Annotated in this window: 19 protein-coding genes; 9 read left to right on the top strand and 10 right to left on the bottom strand. The window is 74.5% G+C overall.

Going from position 1 to position 22,987, the window contains the following annotated elements; translation table 11 throughout:
- Nucleotides 1–204 precede the first annotated feature (204 nt).
- The 4 genes from AB0E88_RS13610 (at nucleotide 205) to AB0E88_RS13595 (ending at nucleotide 5,285) form a co-directional block, all read left to right on the top strand.
- Nucleotides 205–1,410, top strand: a complete 1,206-nt coding sequence (locus AB0E88_RS13610) for an LLM class flavin-dependent oxidoreductase (RefSeq protein ID WP_361628869.1) — start codon at nucleotides 205–207, stop codon at nucleotides 1,408–1,410.
- Nucleotides 1,411–1,431: 21 nt separating this feature from the next.
- On the top strand, nucleotides 1,432–2,808 hold the full coding sequence (locus AB0E88_RS13605) for an NtaA/DmoA family FMN-dependent monooxygenase (protein WP_361628866.1): 1,377 nt from the start codon (nucleotides 1,432–1,434) through the stop codon (nucleotides 2,806–2,808).
- Between the two features lie 42 nt (nucleotides 2,809–2,850).
- Nucleotides 2,851–3,297 carry a GNAT family N-acetyltransferase gene (locus AB0E88_RS13600; RefSeq protein WP_361628863.1) on the top strand — a complete coding sequence of 149 codons (447 nt, stop codon included), beginning with the start codon at nucleotides 2,851–2,853 and terminating at the stop codon, nucleotides 3,295–3,297.
- 203 nt (nucleotides 3,298–3,500) lie between these two features.
- A complete protein-coding gene (locus AB0E88_RS13595; protein WP_361628860.1) occupies nucleotides 3,501–5,285 on the top strand; it encodes a LuxR family transcriptional regulator in 1,785 nt (594 codons plus the stop codon).
- A 61-nt stretch (nucleotides 5,286–5,346) separates the two neighbouring features.
- On the opposite strand, the gene AB0E88_RS13590 is transcribed toward AB0E88_RS13595, so the two are convergent.
- Nucleotides 5,347–7,911, bottom strand: a complete 2,565-nt coding sequence (locus AB0E88_RS13590; RefSeq protein ID WP_361629311.1) for a CHAT domain-containing protein — start codon at nucleotides 7,909–7,911, stop codon at nucleotides 5,347–5,349.
- Nucleotides 7,912–8,062: 151 nt separating this feature from the next.
- On the opposite strand from AB0E88_RS13590, the gene AB0E88_RS13585 reads away from it, so the two are divergent.
- From AB0E88_RS13585 to AB0E88_RS13575, 3 genes are all read left to right on the top strand, one after another.
- Nucleotides 8,063–9,484 carry a S8/S53 family peptidase gene (locus tag AB0E88_RS13585; protein ID WP_361628857.1) on the top strand — a complete coding sequence of 474 codons (1,422 nt, stop codon included), beginning with the start codon at nucleotides 8,063–8,065 and terminating at the stop codon, nucleotides 9,482–9,484.
- A 62-nt stretch (nucleotides 9,485–9,546) separates the two neighbouring features.
- Complete coding sequence (locus AB0E88_RS13580) at nucleotides 9,547–10,122, top strand: sigma-70 family RNA polymerase sigma factor (RefSeq protein ID WP_361628854.1); 576 nt, start codon at nucleotides 9,547–9,549, stop codon at nucleotides 10,120–10,122.
- A 65-nt stretch (nucleotides 10,123–10,187) separates the two neighbouring features.
- The gene (locus AB0E88_RS13575) at nucleotides 10,188–10,658 is read left to right on the top strand and encodes a hypothetical protein (protein WP_361629308.1); all 471 of its coding nucleotides are present in this window, start codon (nucleotides 10,188–10,190) and stop codon (nucleotides 10,656–10,658) included.
- An 18-nt stretch (nucleotides 10,659–10,676) separates the two neighbouring features.
- Here the strand turns inward: AB0E88_RS13575 and AB0E88_RS13570 are convergent, their stop codons facing one another.
- From AB0E88_RS13570 to AB0E88_RS13550, 5 genes are all read right to left on the bottom strand, one after another.
- Nucleotides 10,677–11,504: an N-formylglutamate amidohydrolase gene (locus AB0E88_RS13570; protein WP_361628851.1), complete on the bottom strand. Its 828-nt coding sequence runs from the start codon at nucleotides 11,502–11,504 to the stop codon at nucleotides 10,677–10,679.
- Nucleotides 11,505–11,678: 174 nt separating this feature from the next.
- A complete protein-coding gene (locus tag AB0E88_RS13565) occupies nucleotides 11,679–13,898 on the bottom strand; it encodes an NADP-dependent isocitrate dehydrogenase (protein WP_361628848.1) in 2,220 nt (739 codons plus the stop codon).
- Between the two features lie 133 nt (nucleotides 13,899–14,031).
- Nucleotides 14,032–14,436, bottom strand: coding sequence for a DUF4186 domain-containing protein (locus AB0E88_RS13560; protein WP_361628845.1), 405 nt, complete (start codon nucleotides 14,434–14,436; stop codon nucleotides 14,032–14,034).
- Between the two features lie 155 nt (nucleotides 14,437–14,591).
- Nucleotides 14,592–15,683, bottom strand: a complete 1,092-nt coding sequence (locus AB0E88_RS13555; RefSeq protein WP_361628842.1) for a mechanosensitive ion channel family protein — start codon at nucleotides 15,681–15,683, stop codon at nucleotides 14,592–14,594.
- 222 nt (nucleotides 15,684–15,905) lie between these two features.
- A complete protein-coding gene (locus AB0E88_RS13550; protein ID WP_361628839.1) occupies nucleotides 15,906–16,292 on the bottom strand; it encodes a DUF4440 domain-containing protein in 387 nt (128 codons plus the stop codon).
- 258 nt (nucleotides 16,293–16,550) lie between these two features.
- Here AB0E88_RS13550 and AB0E88_RS13545 point away from each other — a divergent pair, with 258 nt between their 5' ends.
- Nucleotides 16,551–17,036, top strand: coding sequence for a hypothetical protein (locus AB0E88_RS13545; protein WP_361628836.1), 486 nt, complete (start codon nucleotides 16,551–16,553; stop codon nucleotides 17,034–17,036).
- A 56-nt stretch (nucleotides 17,037–17,092) separates the two neighbouring features.
- Here the strand turns inward: AB0E88_RS13545 and AB0E88_RS13540 are convergent, their stop codons facing one another.
- Nucleotides 17,093–17,857, bottom strand: a complete 765-nt coding sequence (locus AB0E88_RS13540; RefSeq protein WP_361628833.1) for a crotonase/enoyl-CoA hydratase family protein — start codon at nucleotides 17,855–17,857, stop codon at nucleotides 17,093–17,095.
- A gap of 65 nt (nucleotides 17,858–17,922) precedes the next feature.
- Nucleotides 17,923–18,822: a lysylphosphatidylglycerol synthase transmembrane domain-containing protein gene (locus tag AB0E88_RS13535; RefSeq protein WP_361629305.1), complete on the bottom strand. Its 900-nt coding sequence runs from the start codon at nucleotides 18,820–18,822 to the stop codon at nucleotides 17,923–17,925.
- A gap of 225 nt (nucleotides 18,823–19,047) precedes the next feature.
- Here AB0E88_RS13535 and AB0E88_RS13530 point away from each other — a divergent pair, with 225 nt between their 5' ends.
- Complete coding sequence (locus AB0E88_RS13530; RefSeq protein ID WP_361629302.1) at nucleotides 19,048–20,955, top strand: ABC transporter ATP-binding protein; 1,908 nt, start codon at nucleotides 19,048–19,050, stop codon at nucleotides 20,953–20,955.
- A 281-nt stretch (nucleotides 20,956–21,236) separates the two neighbouring features.
- Here the strand turns inward: AB0E88_RS13530 and AB0E88_RS13525 are convergent, their stop codons facing one another.
- Nucleotides 21,237–22,046 (bottom strand): pentapeptide repeat-containing protein, encoded by an 810-nt coding sequence (locus AB0E88_RS13525; protein WP_361629299.1) that lies wholly within the window; start codon nucleotides 22,044–22,046, stop codon nucleotides 21,237–21,239.
- Between the two features lie 474 nt (nucleotides 22,047–22,520).
- A complete protein-coding gene (locus AB0E88_RS13520) occupies nucleotides 22,521–22,952 on the bottom strand; it encodes a DUF4345 domain-containing protein (protein WP_361628830.1) in 432 nt (143 codons plus the stop codon).
- Between the last annotated feature and the right edge of the window lie 35 nt (nucleotides 22,953–22,987).

Here is a 22,987-nt window from a genome sequence, read left to right as displayed (position 1 = left end):
ACCCGGGCGCACATCGATCTGCTGCGCGTGGCCGGCGCGCTCTGTCGCGCCTGACACGGCGCCCGCGCAGGAGCCGCGCACCGGCGCCTCACGATCCCCCCGGACCGTCCGTCACCGGCCGCCCCCCGCGGCCTCCGCCACGCCCGTGCCCCGCCGCTCCCCGGGGCCGGCGTGTCCCCACCGACCTCCAGGAAGGCACCCCTCGTGTCCTCGACACCCGCTGCTCCCCTGCACCTCGCCGTCGCCCTGGACGGCACCGGCTGGCATCCCGCCTCCTGGCGCGAGCCGGTGGCCCGGCCCCGCGAGCTGTTCACCGCCGGATACTGGGCCGGCCTCGTCGCCGAGGCCGAACGCGGACTGCTCGACTTCGTGACGATCGAGGACGGCCTCGGTCCGCAGTCCTCGCACTTCCTCGACCCGGACGAGCGCACCGACCAGGTACGCGGCCGGCTCGACGCCGTCCTGATCGCCTCCCGTGTGGCACCGCTGACCTCGCACATCGGGCTGGTGCCGACCGTCGTCGCCACCCACACCGAGCCCTTCCACATCTCCAAGGCCGTCGCCACCCTGGACTACGTCAGCGGCGGCCGGGCCGGCCTGCGCGTGCAGATCTCCGCCCGCCCCACCGAGGCCGCCCACTTCGGCCGCCGGACCGTTCCCCGGATCGACGCCTACGACAGCCCGGCCGCGCGGGACGTGGTGACCGAGCTGTTCGACGAGGCCGCCGACCACGTGGAGGTCGTGCGCCGGCTGTGGGACAGCTGGGAGGACGACGCGGAGATCCGGGACGTGGCCACGGGGCGCTTCATCGACCGGGACAAGCTGCACTACATCGACTTCGAGGGCCGGCACTTCAGCGTCAAGGGCCCCTCCATCACGCCCCGCCCGCCGCAGGGCCAGCCCCTCGTCACCGCGCTCGCCCACTGGAGCGTCCCCTACCGGCTCGTCGCCCGCCAGGCCGACGTCGGCTACGTCACCCCGCACGACACCGGGCAGGCCCGCGCGATCACCGCTGAGATCCGTGCCGAGCAGGAGGCCGCCGGGCGGGCCGGTCAGCCGCTGCACGTCTTCGCCGACCTGGTCGTCTTCCTGGACGACACCCCGGGCGCGGCCGCCGCCCGCCGGGAACGGCTGGACGCCGCGGCCGGCGAGCCGTACACCGGCGACGCGCTGATCTTCACCGGGACCCCGGCCGAACTCGCCGATCTGCTCCAGGAGTTCCAGCAGGCGGGTCTGTCCGGGTTCCGGCTCCGCCCCGCCGTCGCCGGGCACGACCTGCCGGCCATCACCCGCGGGCTGGTCCCCGAACTCCAGCGCCGTGGCGCCTTCCGCCGCGCCTACGAGGCCCGCACCCTGCGCGGCCTGCTGGGCCTCGCCCGCCCCGCCAACCGCTACGCCGCGACCGCCTGAGCCGGAGGAGAACCCACCGCCATGACCAAGCCGCTGAAGCAGATCCACCTGGCCGCGCACTTCCCCGGCGTCAACAACACCACCGTGTGGAGCGACCCGAAGGCCGGCAGCCACATCGAGTTCGACTCCTTCGTGCACTTCGCGAAGACCGCCGAACGCGCCAAGTTCGACTTCCTGTTCCTCGCCGAGGGCCTGCGCCTGCGCGAACACGCCGGGAAGATCTACGACCTGGACGTCGTCGGCCGCCCCGACACCTTCACCGTGCTCGCCGCGCTCGCCGCCGTCACCGAGCACCTCGGGCTGACCGGCACGATCAACTCCACCTTCAACGAGCCCTACGAGGTGGCCCGTCAGTTCGCCAGCCTCGACCACCTCTCCGGCGGCCGCTCCGCGTGGAACGTCGTCACCTCCTGGGACGCCTTCACCGGCGAGAACTTCCGCCGTGGCGGCTTCCTGCCCAAGGAGGAGCGCTACAGCCGCGCCCGGGAGTTCCTCACCACCGCGCACGAACTGTTCGACTCCTGGCGGGGCGACGAGATCGTCGCCGACCAGGCCACCGGCACCTTCCTGTCCGACGCCAAGGCCGGCGCGTTCGTGCACCAGGGCAAGCACTTCGACATCCACGGACGCTTCAACGTCCCGCGCTCCCCGCAGGGCCGCCCGGTGATCTTCCAGGCGGGCGACTCCGACGAGGGCCGCGAGTTCGCCGCCGCAGAGGCCGACGCCATCTTCAGCCGCCACGGCACCCTGGACACCGGCCGGGCCTTCTACCAGGACGTCAAGCGCCGTCTCGCCCGTTACGGCCGCCGCCCCGACCAGCTGCTGATCCTGCCCGCCGCGACCTTCGTGCTCGGCGACAGCGACGCCGAGGCCGAGGAGGCGGCCCGCGAGGTGCGCCGGCAGCAGGTCAGCGGAGCCACCGCGATCCGCCACCTGGAGTTCGTCTGGAACCGGGACCTGTCCGGATACGACCCGGACGGCCCGCTGCCCGACGTCGACCCCGACGTCAGCGAGGACCACATCGCCCGCGGCCGCGCCCAGGTGCGCATGTACCGCGACCCGCTGGCCACCGCCCGCGAATGGCGCGAGCTCGCCGAGGCGAACCACTGGTCGATCCGCGACCTCGTCATCCACACCGGCAACCGGCAGAGCTTCGTCGGCTCACCCGCCACCGTGGCCGCGGCGATCAACGAGTTCGTGCAGTCCGACGCCGCCGACGGCTTCATCCTCGTCCCGCACATCACCCCCGGCGGCCTGGACGAGTTCGCCGACACCGTCGTCCCGCTCCTGCAGGAACAGGGCGTCTTCCGCACCGACTACGAGGGCACCACCCTGCGCGACCACCTGGGCCTCGCCCACCCCGACGACGCGGTGCGGGGCGAGCGGGCGGCTTCCTGAGGTCCGCACCGCCCACCGGCGCCCGGGTGCCATGATCGGCCCATGACACTCGACATCACCCGGGCCACGGTGCGGGACCTGCACCAGGTGGTGGCGGACCACCCCCGCTACTGGGGCGAGCGCGACCTGCGCGCCCTGCACCAGCCGGTGTTCGTCCAGGAGTTCGGCGCCACCTGCCTGGTGGCCCGCGCGGACGACGGCATCCGCGGGTACCTCGTGGGTTTCGTCACCCCGGACCGCACCGGCTACGTCCATCTGATCGCCACCCGCGACGACAGCCGCGGCACGGGCCTCGGCCGCCGGCTGTACGAGGCGTTCACCGAAGCGGCCCGCGGCCAGGGCGCGGTCCGTCTGAAGGCGATCACCTCGGTCGGCAACAGCGGCTCGCTCGCCTTCCACCGCAGCCTCGGCTTCGCGGCGCGCGTGGAGGACGACTACGACGGGCCCGGCGCGGCGAGGATCGTGTTCACCCGCCTCCTGCCGCCCTGAGAGCACCGGCCGCGACCGGCACGTCACCTCCCCCGAGGATGGCGTGCCGGCCGCGTTCCCCCGGCGCCGGTCTGTGGTCCATGCGATGTCGTGCACGCTGGATGAAGTGTCCCCAGCCTGCCCGGGGCCGCCGCCCGGCCGCCTGAGTCGGGGGCTACTCAAGTCGCCCTGTATCAGAACCGAGCAGGGGCGCTCCTGTTGTCGTGACGACCTACGAAAGCGACGCGCGCACCCTGCGGCTGCCCTGGCCGTTCACCGGCCGCGAGGACGAAAGGGAACTCGTCCGCCGCTCCCTGGCGGGCGGCCGGCCCGGGCTGGTGGTGACGGGAGGCGCCGGCTGCGGCAAGACCCGGCTGGCCGCGGAGGCCGTGCGCTCCGCCGGCTGCGCGAGGATCGCCGGCACCCCCGGCGCCCGGCAGCCGCCCTACGCCGCCTTCGCCCCGCTGATCCCCGGCGCGGCCTCCCCGCACGAGGCGATGCGCCGGCTCGCCGGTGTACGGCAGTTGCTCGTCGACGACGCCCAGTGGCTGGACGAGGCCTCGGCCGCGCTGGTGCACCAGCTGGCCGTGCACGGCCGTACCCGGCTGCTGGTCCTCCTCACCGACGGCCACCCGGTACCGGCCCCCGTCGCCCGGCTGTGGACGGGCGACCTGCTGCCCCGCCTCGCCCTCGCGCCACTGCCCGCCGAGGACACCGCCACCCTGCTCGCGAGCGGCGCCGGCAGCGCGCCGGAACCATTGACCGCGGCCCGGCTGCACCGGCTCGCCCACGGCGACCTGAGGCTGCTGCGCGATCTGCTGGACGCGCTGCGCGCCCATGGGCGGCTCACCCCCGTGCCCGGGACCGGCACCTGGGCCTGGCGGGGCCCGCTGCCGGTCACCGCGGCGGTCCGGGAACACGCCGCGACGCCGCTGGAGCGGGCCTGCCCCGCCGAGCGCGAGACGCTGGACCGCCTCGCCTTCGCCGAGCCCCTGCCGCTGGACGCCGGCGCCCTGGACCTGCCGGCCCTCGAACGCCTGGAGACCGCCGGCCTGATCGACGTGGACGAGCACGACACCGTACGCCTCGCCCACCCCCTGCACGGGCCCGTGCTGCGGGCCGGCGCGGGCCGGTTGCGTGCCCGGCGCCTGGCGCCCGCCGCCGACGACCTCGCCCTCGCCCTCAAGGCCGAGACGGCCGCACTGGAACGCCGCCTCGACGCCGACGACGTCACCGCGCTGCCCACCCCGGTGGGGGACTGGCTCGCGACGGAGGGCGCCGGGGTCCCGGCCGCCCACGCCGCCCTGCGCTCCCGCTTCGCCCGCCTGCAGGGCGCCCTCCGCGAGGCGGCGGCCTGGGCCCGCCTCAGCCCCGACGACCCGGACTGCCGTACCGAACTGGCGCTCGCCACTGCCCAGTCGGGCGAGCCGGTGCCGGACGGGGTCACGTCCGCGTGGTGGGCCGCCGCACGCGGGGAGCCGGCCGCTGCGCTCGGACCGATCGGCCCCGGCGACGCCTACGACGCCGTCCGGCTCGGCGCCCCCGAGCGGGCCCTCGGGCTGCTCCCGCCGGGCAGTGTCTTCGCGCGGCACGCCGAAGCCCTCGCCCGCGCGGACGGCCCCGCCCTGGACCGGGTGGCCGAGGAACTGGCGGAACGCGGCTTCCTGCTCTTCGCGGCCGAGGCGCACGCCCAGGCGGTCCCCGCGCACCGCGACCCGGCCGCCGCCCGCACCGCACGCACCCGGGCCGCCGCCCTCGCCCGTCGCTGCCCGGGCGCGCGCACCCCCGCGCTGACCGGGCTGGTGCTGGGCGAACTCACCGCCCGCCAGCGGCAGATCGTCACCCTCGCCGCCGCCGGCCTGAGCAACCGGCAGATCGCCGAACGGCTCACCCTGTCCGTGCGGACCGTCGGCAACCACCTCTACGGCGCCTACACCCGCCTCGGCACCGGCGACCGCGAGGCCCTGCCGTGGCTGGTGGAACCGCCTCGGGACCAGCAGTCCGCCTGATGGATGTCCCGCCGCTCATGCCGGGAGGTGCGGTGCCTCCCGGTCCCTGGCCGCACCGCCGTCACGCCGCGCCGAACGCGGTGAACGACCAGCCCGTCGCCTGGTGCAGCGCGTCGTCCGGCACGGCGGCGCGTGCGTCGCGCAGCGCCTCAGCCAGGGACAGGCCGCCGCCGAGCCCCTTGTGCAGCGCCAGCATCAGCGGCACCACCGCGGCGTCGTTGACCGGCGCGCTCGCCGCCACCACACCGGCGGTGCCCAGCGGCAGCAACGCCGTGACCAGACCGAGCAGTTCGTCGGCGCCGACGGAGGCGAAGCGGGCGGTGTCGCAGCAGGACAGGATGATCCGGTACGGGCTGCGCGCGAGGCGTTCGAAGTCGTGCACGATGAGCGGCCCGTCGGCCATCCGCAGCGACGAGAACAGCGGACTGTCGGCGCGGAAGGCGCCGTGCGCGGCGATGTGCGCGAGCGCCGCGCCGTCCAGTTCCGCCAGCACCCGCGCCGTGCGCGCCCCGTCCTCCTCCAGCAGCGTCGGCGTGCCGTACCGCCCGGCGAGCTCCGGCACCTCGGCCCCACCGGTGGCCAGCCCCGGCCCGCGCACCAGGACGTGCCGGCCGTGCGCCGGCGGCTCGGTGTCACGGGCGCGCAGCCAGCTGCTCGCCGACGGCGACACGCTCACCACCCGCTCCCTCAGCGACGGCAGCACCGCCCACGGCACGCGGTGCAACCGCCCCGGCGGTACGACGACCAGCGGACCGGAGCCCAGATGCCGGGCCGCCTCGCCCAGCAGCAGCTCCTCCAGCCGCCGCCCCGCCGCCAGCAGCACCGGCAGCCGGGCCTGCCCGCCGGGATGCGCGAGCCGGCGCAGCCCCGCCTGCACATGCTCCGCCTCCGCCTCGGCCTCGGCGAGCAGCCCGGCGGTGAACCGCCGCACCCGGCCCCGCCCGACCAGCAGCACATGCACCCGCCCGTCCACCACGGCGAGTTCGACCAGCCGCCCCTCGCCGAGCCGCTCCAGCAGCCGCCCCGTGTCGAACCGGTCGGCGCCTCCGGGCGCGTCCCCGCGCAGATGCAGCGTGCGCGAGCGGATCTCCCGCTCCAGCCGCCGCTGTTCGCGCTCCAGCGCCGGCACGGCCCGGCCCTCGGCGCGGGCCTCCTCCGCCCGGGCCGCGATCTCCCGGAACGCGGTCAGACCGCTCAGCAGCGCCGGATCGGCGGGCGGACGGGTGGGCGGCGCGCTCAGCGCGGTCGCCCGCCAGCGCTCGCTCCACTCCAGCAGCCCGCGCGGCCCGCCGGAGTCCAGGCTCGCGCGCTGCGCCATCGCCGCCAGCTCCGCGCCCTGCTCGGTGGCGCGGGCCCGCAACTCCGAGGCACCGAGCGTCATCCGGTGGGCGTCCAGCACGGCCAGCCCGCTGCGGCACGCCTGCAGCACGCCCCGGCTCGACCCGGCGGCCCGCGCGCGCAGCGCCTGCGCCGCCCAGCCCGTGATCCGCGCCAGGGGCGGCCCGCCGTGCCGGCTGCGCGCCGCCAGCGCCAGATGCCGCTCGGCGTCCCGCGGCCTGCCCAGCGCCAGCGCGATCCGCCCGGCCAGCAGGGACGCCTCCGGCGCAGCCGGCGCCCCGAACGACGTCAGCCGCTCGGCCACCCGCGCCGCGTCCGCCACCAGCCGCCCGGACGCCCGCCCGGCGGCGAACCGCGCCTCGATCAGCACCAGCCGGGCGTGCGCCTCCCACCACGGGCGCCGCTGCGCCGCGAACAGCCGTACCGCCACCGCCGCCCGGGCGATCGCGGTGTGCGGGTCACCGGCCGGGCGGGCGGCCCGCGCGGCGGCCAGCAGCAGCTCCGCCTTGCGGGTCGGCTGCCCCCCGATCCCGTCCAGCGCCCGGATCGCGGCGTCCGCCTCGGCCAGCGCCTCCGGCGCGAGCCCCGCGGCCATCAGCACCTCGCAACGCCGGACGGCGAGCATGAACGTCGGCGTGCCCAGCGCCGCGTACCGCTTCTCCGCCTCGTCCAGCAGCCGCAGCGCCGCAGGCACGTCCCCGGCGCGGAACGCCGCCAGGCCCCGGCTCTCCACCGCGTCGGCCTTGTCGTGCTCCTGGCCCGTGGTGTCCCACAGCGCCTCGGCGGCCGTGAAGTCCGCGTCCGCCCGCTCCACCGAACCCAGCGCGAGATGGACGGTGGCCCGCAGGGTCAGCGCCCGCGCCGTCCAGATGACGTCGTTCTCCTGCCGCAGCACGGGGATCGCGCGCCGAACGTCCTCCAGCGCCTCCCGGTGCCGGCCCAGCACCCAGCGGGCGTAGGCGCGGCGGAACAGCACCTGTGCCCTCGTGTGCCCGCTGCCGCGCTCGACGCCCCGCTCCAGCGCCGCCAGGCCCTGCCGGGTGCGGCCCGCGTGCACCAGGGCCACCCCGAGCGTGGCCAGCACGTCCGCCTCCCGGTCGGCGAGCTCCGCCCGGGCCGCGAGGTCCCGGGCACGCCGCAGATGACGCAGCGCGAGACGCAGATCGCCCCAGTCCCGCTGCCAGATGCCGATCACCTGGTGCGCCACGGAGGCGCGCACCGGGCCGGGGTCCGCCTCCAGCACCTCCCGCGCCCGCGTCAGCGCCTCGTTGGGGGCCGCGAACACCATCGGCAGCAGGTCGAACACCGAGTCGCTTCCCGAGGTCACCCTTGGGATGGTAGGCGACCGGGAACCGCATCCCCACCGGTGTGCCTCTGTATCAATCGGCGACCCGGCGGCTCTCACCTACGACGGTCGCCTCGAGGGGGAGGAACACGACATGCCACCACAGCGGTTCCGCGAGCAGTTCGACCAGATCCAGCGTTCCATGCCCGGCGTCCCGCTGGCCCTCGGCCCGGACGACGCGGCCGAGTTCGTGTTCGAAAGGGGCGTGGTCCTCGTCCGCGACGGCGAGGACGCCGCGTTCGTCGAGGACGCGGTCCGCGCCCACTTCACCGCCACCGACGGCCTGGACCCCGACCACGTGCGGCGCGCGGGCCCCGGGACCAACCGCTCCGGCGTCACCCGCGTCCAGGTCGCCGACCCCGGGCGGGGGACCCACCCCGGCGACCCCGTCGTCGGCCACGCGCTGCGCGCCGTGCGGCAGGCCGAGGACCGCACCGGACGCCGGCTGGTCAGCCGCAACCACGTGGTGTCGATCGCGGTGAACTCCTGCCCGGGCGACGAGCCCGTGCCCGCCGAGCACGCCGCGCCCCTCAACCCCGCGCCCGCCGACGGCGGTCACGACCCGGACCGGACCGTGGGCGTGCTGGTGATCGACAACGGCCTCAGCCACGACTACCGCGCCCACCCGCTGCTCGCCCGCACCCGGGGCGACCTGCACCCCCAGGAGACCGACGAGTCGGGCGTCCTGCGCCAGTACATGGGCCACGGCACCTTCATCGCCGGGCTGCTCGCGGCCGTCGCGCCGAGCACCGACATCACCGTCCTCGGCACCCTCAACGACGCCGGCGCCATCCTGGAGTCCGAGTTCGGCGACCGGCTCTTCGACGCCGTCGACCGGCACGGCTGGCCCGACATCCTGAGCCTGTCGGCCGGCACCTCCAACGGCCGCACCGACGGCCTCCTCGGCCTCGACGCCTTCATGCGCCGACTGCGCGAGCAGCGCACCCTGCTGGTGGCCGCGGCCGGCAACAACTCCAGCGCCAGCCCGTTCTGGCCCGCCGCCTACGCCACCGTGCCCGGCTTCGAGGACGCGGTGCTGAGCGTCGGCGCGCTGCGCGCCGACGGCGAGTTCGGCGCCTGCTTCACCAACCACGGCCCCTGGGTGCGGGCCTACGCGCCGGGCGAGCGCCTCACCAGCACGTTCACCGGCTTCACCGGGCCCGTGCCGTACGTCTACCACCACTCCACCTACGACGCCTGCCGCTACGGCTTCACCTACGCCTGCACCTGCACCACGCCGAGCCACAGCGGACTGCTCAGCGACGACGGGGACACGAGCGCCAAGCCGGACCAGGTGATGTTCGAGGGCCTCGCGCACTGGAGCGGCACCTCCTTCGCCACCCCGGTGGCCGCCGGGCTCGTGGCCGCGTACATGAGCGCCCACCAGGAGAGCGACCCGCGCGCCGCCCGGTCCCGACTGCTCGCCGGCAACCGGGAGTTCGCCGAGGTCCGCGGGGCGCACGTGCCGGCGCTGCGGCCGCCCACCTGGCGTCCGGCGGCCGCCCCGGCGTCATGACGCGCGGGGCCGCACTCCCTACGGCGTACCATGACGTGCCGTACACGAGGGGTGGGGCAGTCGTGGACCGTGCAGAGGTCGGCACGCTGGTCCGGTCCGCCGTCGACGGTGACGGCGCGGCCTGGAAGGCGCTGGTGGAAGGGCTCAGCCCGCTGGTCTGGTCGGTGGTGCGCGCGCACCGGCTCTCGGACGCCGACGCGCACGAGGTCTACCAGACCGTGTGGTTCCGCTTCGCCCAGCATCTGGGGCGGTTGCGCGAACCCGACAAGGCGGGGGCGTGGCTGGCCAGCACCGCGCGGCACGAGTCGCTGAAGGTGATCAGGAGTCTGCGACGGCTGACCCTGACCGACGACCCGCACCTGCTGGACCGGGCGAGTGAGGAGCACACGCCGGAACAGTCGCTGCTGGAGGCGGAGGAGGCGGCCGCCGAGAGCGAGCGCATCCGCCGGCTGCGGCGGGAACTGGGGGCGCTCGGGGAGCGGTGCCAGGGGCTGCTGCGGGTGCTGATGGCCTCGCCGCCGCCCAGCTATCAGGAGGTCTCCGCGGCGCTCGGCATCGCCGTGGGCAGCATCGGCCCGCTGCGCCAGCGCTGCCTGCGCCGGCTGCGGGCCCGACTGGACGCACGGGGGGTGCGGTGAAGGACGACGACGGCCTCGGGCCGGTGGACGGCGACTTGGGCCCGGTGGACGGCGACTTCGGGCCGGTGGGCGATGACGGCCTCGGCCTCGGGCCGGGCGGGGACGAGGAACTGGACCGGCTGGAGGGGGAGTTGCGGGCGGCCGCGGACGTACTGGACCCGCTGCCGGCCGTGCTGAGCGCGATCGCCGTCGAGGCGTACGCCCTGCACGACCTCGACGCCCGCATCGCGGAGCTGACCTTCGACTCGCTGACCGACGCGCTGCCGGTGCGCGGGGCGACGGACGTGCCGCGGATGCTGACCTTCCAGGCGGGCGAGCTGACGGTCGACGTCGAAGTGGGCGCCGAGGGGCTGTACGGGCAGGTGCTGCCGCCGCAGCCGGCGGGAGTGGAGGTGCTGACCGGGCCGCACGCCGGGGCGGCGCTGACGGCCGACACGATGGGCCGCTTCAGCTCCGCCGCGCCGCCCGCCGGGCCGTTCGCCCTGCGGCTGCGGACCGGCGGCGAGGTGATCGTCACGGAGTGGCTGCGCGCCTGAGCGGGGGCCGGCCGTGGGTCAGCCGGAGACGGCGTCCACGAGACGGGCCAGGGCAGCGGCCAGCCTGCCGAGCCCCGGCCCGGCCGGTCCGCCCGGCTCGCTCATGTAGGTGTCCCGGCGGATCTCCACCATCAGCGCGCCGACCCGCGGCTCGCGGCCGTAGAAGTCCAACGGCACGTACGTCCCGCTGAACGGGCTGTCCAGCCCGGTCTCCCCGCACCCCGCGAACGCCTCCCGTGCCGCCTCCAGCAGCGCGGGCGGGGTGTGGAAGGCGTCCGTGCCCAGGCACACCGGCGGGCGCGGGCCCGTGCCGTGCAGCTCGTACGGCAGCGGCGCGCTCGGATACGAGTGCACGTCGACGATCACGACCCGGCCGACGGCGTCGAGCCGCTGTGCGACGGCCTCGGTCATGGCCCGCGCGTAGGGCCGGAAGTACCGCTCCAGCAGCGGCTCCGGGTCGTGGCCGCCGGGCCGCAGCACCTCCCGGTGCGTGGTCCGCGTGTACACGGCCCCCATGCCGACGGCCGCCATCTCCTCCCGCTCGTCCGGGAACCTCTCCGGATCGACGACCAGCCGCGACAGCCGGTTGACGAACCGCCACGGCGTCACCCCGGCGAGCCGGGCCGCCTCGTCGGCGATCCCGGCGGTGTGCGCGTCGGTGATGTGGTCCAGCTCCCGCTCCAGCGCGGGATCGCCGAGCACGATCCCGGCGCGCACCTCGCCCGGTATCTCCCGCGCCGAGTGCGGCACATGCAGGAGCACGGGCGAGGTGGCCGCTCCGGGCAGCAGCTCGAAGGGCACCTCCTCGAGAGCCGGCAGCTCGAAGGTCGGCTCGGCTGGGGTCATGGCGCGGCTCCCGGGGTTCGGTCGGGGACGGGGTGCGTGATCAAGGTGCCACAGCGGGCACGCACCCCGCCCCGGAACGCACCTCCGCCCCGGCCGGGCGGTGCGCGGTCGGGGCGGAGGTGCTTTCCCGGGCCGGTCGGATCACCGGCGCCGGGCCCGGAGCAAGGTGGGCGTTCAGCTCAGGGACGCCAGGGCCTCGTTCCAGGTGGCCGACGGGCGCATCACCGCGGCGGCCTTGGCCGGGTCGGGCTGGTAGTAGCCGCCGATGTCGACCGGCTTGCCCTGGACGGCGTTCAGCTCGTCGACGATCTTCTGCTCGTTCGCGGCGAGCGTCTCCGCCAGCGGCTGGAAGGCCTTGGCCAGCTCGGCGTCGTCGCTCTGCCGCGCCAGCTCCTGCGCCCAGTACAGGGACAGGTAGAAGTGGCTGCCGCGGTTGTCGATGCCGCCGACGCGCCGGGTCGGGGACTTGTCCTCGTTGAGGAAGGTCGCGGTGGCGCGGTCGAGGGTGTCGGCGAGGACCTTGGCGCGGGTGTTGCCGGTGGCCTCGGCGTACTGCTCGAAGGACGGGACCAGGGCGAAGAACTCGCCCAGGGAGTCCCAGCGCAGGTAGTTCTCCTTGACCAGCTGCTGCACGTGCTTGGGCGCGGAGCCGCCGGCGCCGGTCTCGAACAGGCCGCCGCCCGCCATCAGCGGGACGACCGACAGCATCTTGGCGCTGGTGCCCAGCTCCAGGATCGGGAACAGGTCGGTGAGGTAGTCACGCAGCACGTTGCCGGTCACCGAGATGGTGTTCTCGCCGCGGCGGATGCGCTCCACCGACAGCTTGGTGGCCTCGACGGGGGACAGGATGCGGATGTCCAGGCCCTCGGTGTCGTGCTCCGGCAGGTACTGCTCGACCTTGGCGATCAGGTTGGCGTCGTGGGCGCGGTTCTCGTCCAGCCAGAACACGGCCGGGTCGCCGGTGGCGCGGGCGCGGGTGACGGCGAGCTTCACCCAGTCCTTGATCGGCGCGTCCTTGGTCTGGCAGGCGCGGAAGATGTCACCGGCCTCGACGCTCTGCTCGATCAGAACGGCACCGGAGGCGTCCAGGACGCGGACCGTGCCGGCGGCCGCGACCTCGAAGGTCTTGTCGTGGGAGCCGTACTCCTCGGCCTTCTGCGCCATCAGGCCGACGTTCGGCACCGAGCCCATGGTGGACGGGTCGAACGCGCCGTTGGCCTTGCAGTCCTCGATGACGGCCTGGTACACGCCGGCGTAGGAGGAGTCCGGGATGACGGCGAGCGCGTCGTGCTCCTGGCCGTCGGCGCCCCACATGTGGCCGGAGGTGCGGATCATCGCCGGCATCGAGGCGTCGATGATCACGTCGGACGGGACGTGCAGGTTGGTGATGCCCTTGTCGGAGTCGACCATGGCCAGCTCGGGGCCCTCGGCCAGCTCGGCGTCGAAGGAGGCCTTGATCTCGTCGCCCTCGGGGAGGGCGTCCAGGCCCTTGAGGATGCCGCCGAGACCGTCGTTCGGGGTCAGACCCGCGGCGGCGAGCTTCTCACCGTACTTCTCGAAGGTCTTCGGGAAGAAGGTGCGCACCACGTGGCCGAAGATGATCGGGTCGGAGACCTTCATCATCGTGGCCTTCAGGTGCACGGAGAACAGCACACCCTCGGCCTTGGCGCGGGCGACCTGCGCGGCGAGGAACTCGCGCAGCTTCGCGACGCGCAGCACCGACGCGTCGACGACCTCGCCGGCCAGCACGGGTACGGACTCGCGCAGCACGGTGGTGGTGCCGTCGGCGGCGACGTGCTCGATCTTGAGCGTGCCGTCCTGCTCGACGATCACGGACTTCTCGGTGGAGCGGAAGTCGTTCTCGCCCATCGTCGCCACATCGGTCTTGGACTCGGCGGACCAGGCGCCCATGCGGTGCGGGTGGGTCTTGGCGTAGTTCTTGACGGAGGCGGGGGCGCGGCGGTCGGAGTTGCCCTCACGCAGGACCGGGTTCACGGCGGAACCCTTGATCTTGTCGTAGCGGGCGCGGATCTCGCGCTCCTCGTCGGTCTTCGGCTCGTCCGGGTAGTTCGGCAGCGCGTAGCCCTGCCCCTGCAGCTCGGCGATCGCGGCCTTGAGCTGCGGGATGGACGCCGAGATGTTCGGCAGCTTGATGATGTTCGCGGCCGGCGTCTTGGCCAGCTCGCCCAGCTCGGTCAGCGCGTCCGGGATGCGCTGGTCCTCGGTGAGGTACTCCGGGAACACGGCGATGATGCGCCCGGCCAGCGAGATGTCGCGGGTCTTCACATCGACACCGGCCTGCGAGGCGTACGCCTGGACCACCGGCAGGAAGGAATACGTCGCCAGGGCCGGGGCCTCGTCAGTGTGCGTATAGATGATGGTCGAGTCAGTCACCGGGTGCTCCGCTCCACGTCTGCAACATTGCTCGACATCAAGATATCTCGTGATCCGGTCCGGCTCGACAAGGGTCCTGGCCGGAATCGGCGCCGCCGGCGAGCCGCGCGCGGCCCGGCCGCGTCCGCGCGGCTCAGTGGCGGCGGACCGTGTCCGGGCCGGTACCGCCGGTCATCTCGCGCCCGATCCACCGGCAGATCACCTCCACCACGTAGTCCCGCTCGGCGTGGCTCAGCTCACGGCCCTTGGGGATCCCGTGCCAGCGCTGGAGGCAGGTGCGGCAGCAGGTCGCCGTCGCGTGCTGGGCGACGAACACGGGGTGACCGCGGTACGGCGTCTGCTTGCCGTCCTTGTACGGCTCGGCCGGCGCGAGGCGCTTCCCGATCAGGTCGTGGGCGTGCCGGCGGATCGTCGCCGGGCCCTTCAGCTCGGCGGTGGCGCGGTCACGGCCGCGCAGGTGGAACTTCGACCGGAACGGCTGGCGCGCGAGCACTGCCAGCCGCTGGTCGATCACACGGGGGTCGGGTGCCGGGAGCATGTCCCTTCGAGCGTAGGCGCTGAGCGGGCGGCGTGCGCCGAGCGGGGTGGGGCTGCGGGCCGTCGGCGTCCGCGGACGGGGCGTGGCTGGTCGCGCGGCCCCGCCCCCTCAGGTGTGGCCCGTCGCGCGGTTCCCCGCCCCCCTTCCGGGCGCTTCTATTCCGTCGGCTGGAACGCCGACGGCGCGTCCCCGGCCGTGCGCTGGTGCGGAATCGCCGCGGTCGCCCCCCGGACGGTCACCGTGCGCGCCGGGGCCGGGATGTGGATGCCCTCCGCGCGGTAGCGCTTGTGCAGGCGCTTGATGAACTCGTGCTTGATCCGGTACTGGTCGCTGAACTCGCCGACGCCCAGGATCACCGTGAAGCCGATCCGGGAGTCGCCGAAGGTGTGGAAGCGGATCGTCGGCTCGTGATCCGGCAACGCGCCGGTGATCTCGGTCATGACCTCCGCGATCACCTCGTTGGTCACCCGCTCCACATGGTCCAGGTCGCTGTCGTAGGCCACCCCGACCTGCACCAGGATCGTCAGCTCCTGCTCGGGCCGGGAGAAGTTGGTCATGTTGGTCTTGGCCAGCTGGCCGTTCGGTATGACGACGAGGTTGTTGGACAGCGCCCGCACGGTCGTCTGCCGCCAGTTGATGTCCTCGACGTAGCCCTCCTCCCCGCTGCTGAGCCGGATGTAGTCGCCGACCTGCACGGTCTTGGAGGCGAGGATGTGGATGCCGGCGAAGAGGTTCGCGAGCGTGTCCTGCAGTGCCAGCGCCACGGCCAGACCGCCCACGCCGAGGGCCGTGAGCAGGGGCGCGATGGAGATGCCGAGGGTCTGCAGCACCACCAGGAAGCCGATCGCCAGGACCAGCACCCGGGTGATGTTCACGAAGATCGTCGCGGACCCGGCGACGCCGGAGCGCGACTGGGTGACCGCGCTCACCAGCCCGCCGATCACCCGGGCCGCCGACAGGGTGACGACCAGGATCAGCCACACCGTCAAGGACTGGTTGACCGTCCGCTGCACGGCCCGCGTCAGCGGCAGCACGGCCGCCGCCGACGCGGCTCCGCCCGCGATGGCCGCCCACGGCACCACCGTGCGCAGCGCGTCCACGACGACGTCGTCGCCGCTCCACTTGGTCCGTTTGGCGTGCTTGGCCAGCCAGCGCAGCAGCGTGCGCGAGAAGAAGGCCGCCAGCAGGCCCGCCGCCAGGGCGATACCGGCCAGCACCAGGTCGTCCAGGGTCAGCGCGCGGTTCACCGGCCGCCTCCGCGAGGACGGTCACCGGCGCCCGGGGCCGATGGCGGGATGTGAAGTCTCGTCACGTGGTCACCTGCTCGAACTGCTCGTGTCGGGGATGCGCGCCGCACACGTCCGACGGGGCGTCAGAGCGCGGCACGAGCGCTCATCCTGCCGCATGAAAGACAGCAGTTCGAAACCGGGCGGCCGGTGCGAGCGCCCCTCACCGACCGGCCCGCGCGGTCATACGCCGTCGAGCGGGACGGGTGTGGCCTGGTGGTAGTACATCTGCCAGGTTCCGTCCGCGCCCCGCCGGCGCCAGAGCGAACTGCGCCGCGCCCGGTTTCCGTTCAGCGTGGTCTCGTAGGTGAGGTGTACCAGCCCGGGGGCCAGCAGGACGCCGCGGAAGTGCGAGGGCTCGTAGCGGGGACCGCTTGCTGCCGCACCGTCCATCTCGGGCAGCGCGGCGAGCATCTCCTCGTACGTCCACCGCCGCCCGGACGCGCCGACCTCCACGAAGTCCGGGTCCAGGAGCTCCTGGGCGAGCGAGCGTGAGCCGCGCACGTCGGGGTCCATGAGGCGCAGCTCGCCGGCGATCGCGGCGCGTACCTCATCCGTCTCTCGGTTCATGCGGACATCTTCGGCCAGGTGAGCCCCTCGGCGCCCCGGCGCCCCGGCGCCCCGGCGCCCCGGCGCCCCGGCGTCGGGCGACGGCCGCGGTACGGCATCCCGCCGTGCCGCGCCCGGGGATCCGGGCACCGTCACCGCACATACGCGATATCGGCCCCTTGTCGCATCGCACAAGCGACTGCTGACACCTCCTTTGGATGGCATCTGCGTTTCCCTCGCACCGCCGTGCGGGTACGGTCCCCCGGGAGGTGGTACGCCATGAGCCCATCCATGACGGAACCGGACGTCGCCGCGGCCGGGCCGGTCGCCGAGGTCGTGCTGAGCGGGGATCTCGCGCGTCCGGCCCGGATCACCGTGCCCGATCTGCACGCCTGGCCGCTGCACGCGGCGCGGGTCGGCTTCGCATGCGCCACCAGCGGTATGCAGGACCACACGTTCGAGGGCCCGCTGCTCTACGACGTGCTGTCCGACGCCGGCCCCGGGTTCGACCCGGCCCGCCGCAAGGACCGGCTGCGTTTCCTCATCGCCCTGACCGGCGCCGACGGCCACCGTGTCCTGCTGTCCTGGGCCGAGATCGACCCGGACTTCGGGCGGGCCCCCGTGCTGCTCGCGGTCGCGGCGGACGGCGCGCCGCTCGACCGGGCCGGACCGCAACTGGTCCTGCCCCAGGACCGCTGCGGCGGCCGGTACATCAGCGGCGTCACCGCGATCCGCGTGGACGGCGGCTACCGCGGCGCCTCCTGAACGGGCCCGGCCGCGATCACGCTCGAGGGGCGTTCCGTGGTTTCGCGGCGGCGCAGTCAGTCCGCGTCGAACGCCCCGTGCCGTCCCGCGCCCGACGCGAACCGGCCGGCACCTTTCATCGCCTGCTCCAGCACCCCTGTTCCGTGGGCGAGTTCGGCACGCAGCGCCTCGCCCTCGTCCAGTCCCTCCTGGTCCAGGACCGCCGCGCGGTCGGAGCGCAGGCAGTCCTGGGGGAAACGGGCCAGGACGGCGGCCAGCTCCTCCGCGGCGGCGCGTGCGGTGCCGGTGGGGACCACACGCGTGGCCAGCCCCATCTCGTACGCCTCGCGGGCGGGGACCGGGCGGCCGGTGAGGATCATGTCCAGTGCGCGGCCGGTGCCGATCAGCCGGGGCAGCCGTACCGTGCCGCCGTCGATCAGCGGCACGCCCCAGCGGCGGCAGAACACGCCGAACACCGCTTCCTCCTCGGCGATCCGCAGATCGCACCACAGCGCCAGCTCGAGTCCGCCCGCCACCGCGTGCCCGGCGACGGCGGCGATCACCGGCTTCGACAGCCGCATCCGGGTCGGCCCCATCGGCCCGTCCCCGTCCTCGGAGACCCGGTTGCCGCGCTCCCCGCCCATCGCCTTCAGGTCGGCGCCCGCACAGAACGTGCCGCCCTCGCCCCACAGCACCGCCACCCGCGCCTCGTCGTCCGCCTCGAAGGCCCGGAACGCCGCGGCCAGTTCGGCGGCCGTCGGCCCGTCCACGGCGTTGCGCGCCTGCGGACGGGACAGGACGACCGTGGTGACGTGATCTCGTCGTTCGACGCGGACCGGCATGACAACACCCCTTCTGGGCGACGCTGTACGGCGACGCCCGCAGGTTACTCGCGGGTCGCCGGGTCTCAGATCACCTTCAGGCGGACCAGCGCACCGAGTGTGAGCGCGCCCGGCAGGAGGGGCAGCCACACGGTGAGGATCCGGTAGGCCAGCACCACCGCCGTCGCCACGGCCGCCGGGCCGCCCGCCGCGACCAGGGCCACCACCAGCGCGGCCTCCACCGAGCCGACCCCGCCCGGCGTGGGCACCAGCGCCACCGCCACGGTCGCCGCGAGATAGGCCACCGCGATGTGCGCGGGCGACACAGGAAGGTCCAGCGCCTGCCCGACCAGGACCAGACCCGACGCCTGCAGCGCCGGGAAGGCCAGCGAGCCGCCCCACAGCGCCAGGGCGCGGGCGGGGCGCGTGTGCACGTCGCGGGCCTCGCCGAGCGCGGTGCGCAGGAAGCCGCACACGGCCGTGCGCAGCCGCCGGACGCAGACCAGCACCGCGCCCGCCGCCAGCACGAGCACGGCGGCGGCCGCCAGCAGCGGCAGCAACGCGCCGTCGGGCAGCAGGGTGCCGGGGTGCAGGGCCCCCGGGAAGGCGAGCAGCAGCGCCGACAGCAGGACGAGCCGTCCCACGCACTCGGCGAGCATGTACAGCGCGAGTGCCGACGACGAGCGGGCCAGCGGCACCCCGCACACGGTCATGAAGCGCAGATTGACCGCGCTCGCGCCAAGCCCCGTGGGCAGCAGATGGTTGGCGGCGCCGGCCGCGAACTGGGTGGCCAGCAGCCGCCGCCGGGGCAGCCGTTCGACGAGCGCGCCCTGCCGGGTGAACGAGGCCGCCACCCAGGTCAGACAGGTCGCGCCGGCCGCGGCGAGCAGCCACGGCCACTCGGCGGTGCGCAACTGGCCGAGCCCTTCGGTGAGCGTGGCGCGGTGCCGTACGGCGACGACGGCGACGAGCAGGAGCGGGAGCAGACACAGCACCTGCCGGACGGGGACGCGACGGGGGAGTCGTCCCTGGGGCAGCGGGGGGAGGGGGACTGCGGTCACATCGGGAGAGGTTCTCCGCACCGCGCCAACGGCGGGTTGCGGAAGCGGGGACGGCACATTGCGTACGGTCATCGGATCCTTCGAACGGGGGGACGGACGGCGGACATTGACCTCAACGATGATTGAGGTTCTACGTTTCTGTCCATGAGCATGGAAACCACCGCCTGGACGCAGCTGCACAGCGTCATGACCGCTCAGCAGGAGCGGCGCCCCTTCGACCCCGCGACGCTGCGCCGCATCGGCGGCTTCGCCCGCCCGCACCGCCGGCGCATCGCCGCGTTCGTGGTGCTCGGAGTGGGGACCGCGCTGCTCGCCGTGGCCACCCCGATCCTCGCCGGACGCGTCGTCGACTCGATCGTGTCGGGCGGCGAGGCCGGCCACGTCGTACGCCTCGCCCTGCTCATCGCGCTCATCGCGGTCGCCGAGGCCGCGCTGGGCATCCTCTCGCGGCGGCTGTCGGCCACGCTCGGCGAGGGACTCATCCTCGATCTGCGGACGGCTGTGTTCGATCATGTGCAGCGCATGCCGGTCGCGTTCTTCACACGGACCCGTACGGGAGCGCTGGTCTCCCGGCTCAACAACGACGTCATCGGCGCCCAGCGCGCCTTCAGCAACACGCTGTCCGGCGTGGTCAGCAACCTGGTCACGCTGCTGCTCACCCTCGCGGTCATGCTGACGCTGTCCTGGCAGATCACCCTGCTCGCGCTGGTGCTGCTGCCGGTGTTCGTGATCCCGGCCCGGCGGATGGGCAGCCGCATGGCCCGCATGCAGCGGGAGGCCGCCACGCTCAACGCGGCGATGGGCACGCGGATGACGGAACGCTTCTCCGCCCCCGGCGCCACCCTGATCAAACTGTTCGGGCGGCCCGACGAGGAGTCGGCGCAGTTCGCGCTGCGTGCCCGGCGGGTCGCCGACATCGGCATCCGCACCGCCACCGCCCAGTCCGCGTTCATCACCGCCCTGACCCTGGTCTCCGCCCTCGCCCTCGCCCTGGTCTACGGCCTCGGCGGCTTCTACGCCCTGCGCGGCACCCTCGAGGCGGGCGCCGTCGTCTCCCTCGCGCTGCTGCTGACCCGGCTGTACGCGCCGCTCACCGCGCTCGCCGGGGCCCGGGTGGAGGTGATGAGCGCGCTGGTCAGCTTCGAGCGGGTCTTCGAGGTGCTCGACCTGAAGCCGCTCATCGAGGAGCAGCCGGACGCCCGTGAGCTGCCCGACGGACCGGTCGGCGTCGAGTTCGACGACGTCCGCTTCGCCTACCCGGCCGCCGACCAGGTCTCCCTCGCCTCCCTGGAGGAGGTGTCCGCCCTCGACACCCGCGGCGGAACGGAGGTCCTGCGCGGCGTCTCCTTCCGCGCCGAACCCGGGCAGACCGTCGCCCTCGTCGGTTCCTCCGGCGCCGGCAAGTCGACCATCGCCCAACTGCTGCCGCGGCTGTACGACACGGACGCGGGCGCGGTGAGAGTCGGCGGTGTCGACGTGCGCGACCTGACCTTCCGCTCACTGCACTCGGCCGTCGGCATGGTCACCCAGGACGGCCACCTCTTCCACGACAGCGTCCGCGCCAACCTGCTGCTCGCCCGCCCCGAGGCCAGCGACGAGGACCTGTGGGACGCGCTGCGCCGGGCCCGCCTGGACGACCTCGTCCGTTCCCTGCCCGACGGCCTGGACACGGTCGTCGGCGAGCGCGGCTACCGGCTCTCCGGCGGCGAACGCCAGCGCATGACGATCGCCCGGCTGCTGCTCGCCCGCCAGCGCGTCGTCATCCTCGACGAGGCCACCGCCCACCTCGACAACACCTCGGAGGCGGCCGTGCAGGAGGCGCTGACCGAGGCCCTCGCCGACCGCACGGCCGTCGTCATCGCCCACCGGCTGTCCACCGTGCGCACGGCCGACGTGATCCTGGTGGTGGAGGGGGGCCGCATCGTGGAGCGCGGCACGCACGAGGAACTGCTGGCAGCGGGCGGACGGTACGCCGAACTGCACCGGACGCAGTTCGCCCCGACACCGGACGCGGCCGGGGCCGCCGCCGGGCGGCCGGCGGGAGAGCCCGTGGCGTGAGGGCGGCCTCAGGGGCGGGCTCCGCGACCCGGCCGGGCGCGGAGCACCGGCCGGACCGCGATCCGTCTCGGGGTTCCGGACGCGGCCCGGCCGGAGTCGTGGAGTGCGCTGCGGTGCCGGTGACTTCAGTCAACAGCGCCCGCTCGCCCGCCGCATCTCCGGTGCACCGAACGGCCGAACTCACCGCCGCCGGGCGCCATCCCGCCGGGCTCACGGCAAAGACCCGGCCGTGCGCCTGGCCGGACACCGGCGCCGGTGCCCGGCGTCACCAGTGCCCGGCGTCACCAGTGCCCGGGCCGCTCCAGTCCCGCCGGCAGGACCGTCGACGCGTCGCCCCTGGCCGCGTTCAGCTGGGCCTGGGTGACGAAGAGCGCGTCCGAGAGGTCGGCGCCGCAGAGGTCCGCGTCGCGCAGGTCCGCGCCGATCAGGTCGGCCGAGCGCAGGTCGGCGCGCCGGAGGTCGGCCGCGATCAGCAGCGCGCCGCGCAGACTGGCACCCCGCAGATCGGCACCGGCCAGCCGGGCGCCCATCAGATCCGCCCCGCGGTGATTGCGGCGCCGGCCGGGCAGCCCGCTCCGGGTCAGCTCGCTCGCCCGCAGCAGCAGCTCGTTCACCTCGCCGCGCAGCGCGTTCACGTCCACCGCGCGGATCTCCTCGGCGCTGCCCCGGGTGAGTTCCTCGATACGGCCCGACGCGCGCCGCAGGTCCCGGTGGACGGGCCGGGCCGCCGCGAGGCCGAGCGCCTCGGTGACGTACCACAGCAGCTCGTGCAGCTGCCGCATCACCGGGAAGACCGCGAACATGGCCCCCGACGTACCCGGCGCGCCCCGCCAGTCCGTGCCGCCGAAGGTGACCTGGGAGACCTTCTGGCCCGCGCCGAAGCAGTCGAAGACGGTGCAGCCCGGATAGCCCCGCTCCCGCAGGTCGCTGTGGATCCCGCAGCGGAAGTCCGCCTGGAGGTTCCCGCACGCCTTCCCGGCCGGTTTGTCGGCCGCGAAGTCGGCGGAGCGGGCGAAGGGCAGCGCGACGCAGCACAGACCGAAGCACGACGCGCAGTCGGCCTGCAGGTCCGCCCGGCGTGGCGCGGGCAGCGGGCGGCCACCGCCGGCGGGCGCCCCCTCCTCGGCGCGCGCCGCCTCCTGGGACGACGGTGCCTGCGGCCGTCGGCGTCCGCCGCGCCCGCCGCCCGCCGTGTCGGATCCGCCCCGGCGGGCGGACGGGGCGGGGCGCTTGCGGCCCCCGGCGGGGGAGGGGCTTCCGTGCTGTCGGGACACCGTGCGTGCTCTCCAAGGACGAGACGAGCACCGCCGGTCTGCGGCGCTCGGTAAACCGGCCGTCCATTCTCGCAGAGCGCCCGGGGGCCGCGACCGGGCCGCCCCGCACCCGGGTCACCGGTCCGCACTGCCCCGGGTCACCGGTCCGCGCTGCCCCGAATCCGGCGCGCCCGGCACTCGGGGGTCATGCCGTGACCGTCGCCTTCCGGGCGCTTGGCTCTCATGCCGTGACCGTCGCCTTCCGGGCGCTTGGCTCTCAGGCCGTGATCGTCGCCTTCGGGCGCTTGGCCCTCAGGCGCTGTCGGTCGCCTTCCCGGCACTCGGCCCGCAGGCGGTGACCGCCGTCTTCTCCTCGCTGTCCGCCAGCCACCACAGCAGCGGGGACAGCCCCAGTTCCACGGCCGCCAGCAGCAGCTGGAACCACTGCGGCCGGCCCTCGACGGCGAGGGACAGCAGCCGGGCGGCCCCACCGAGCAGGAACACGGCGGTGAGCACCCGCACCGCGGCCGCCGGGACGGGGGACTGCCGTACCGCCCACAGCCAGGCCAGCCCGTACCCGGCGAAGATCGCGCCCATGAACCGCCCGAAGCTGTCGACGGTCGGCCCGGCCGAACCGGCGCCTGGGATCGCGGCGTTCCCGAGCAGCACATGGAAGAGACCGATGGCCACGCACGCGTACCCCATGGCCCACGCCAGTCCCCGCAGCACTCCGACTCTCGTCATGCCGATGCCCCCGTCGCTTAGTAGACACACGTCCA

The organism is Streptomyces sp. NPDC028635, from assembly GCF_040637635.1.
Classification (GTDB): domain Bacteria; phylum Actinomycetota; class Actinomycetes; order Streptomycetales; family Streptomycetaceae; genus Streptomyces.
This window is presented reverse-complemented; position numbering and strand designations above follow the sequence as displayed.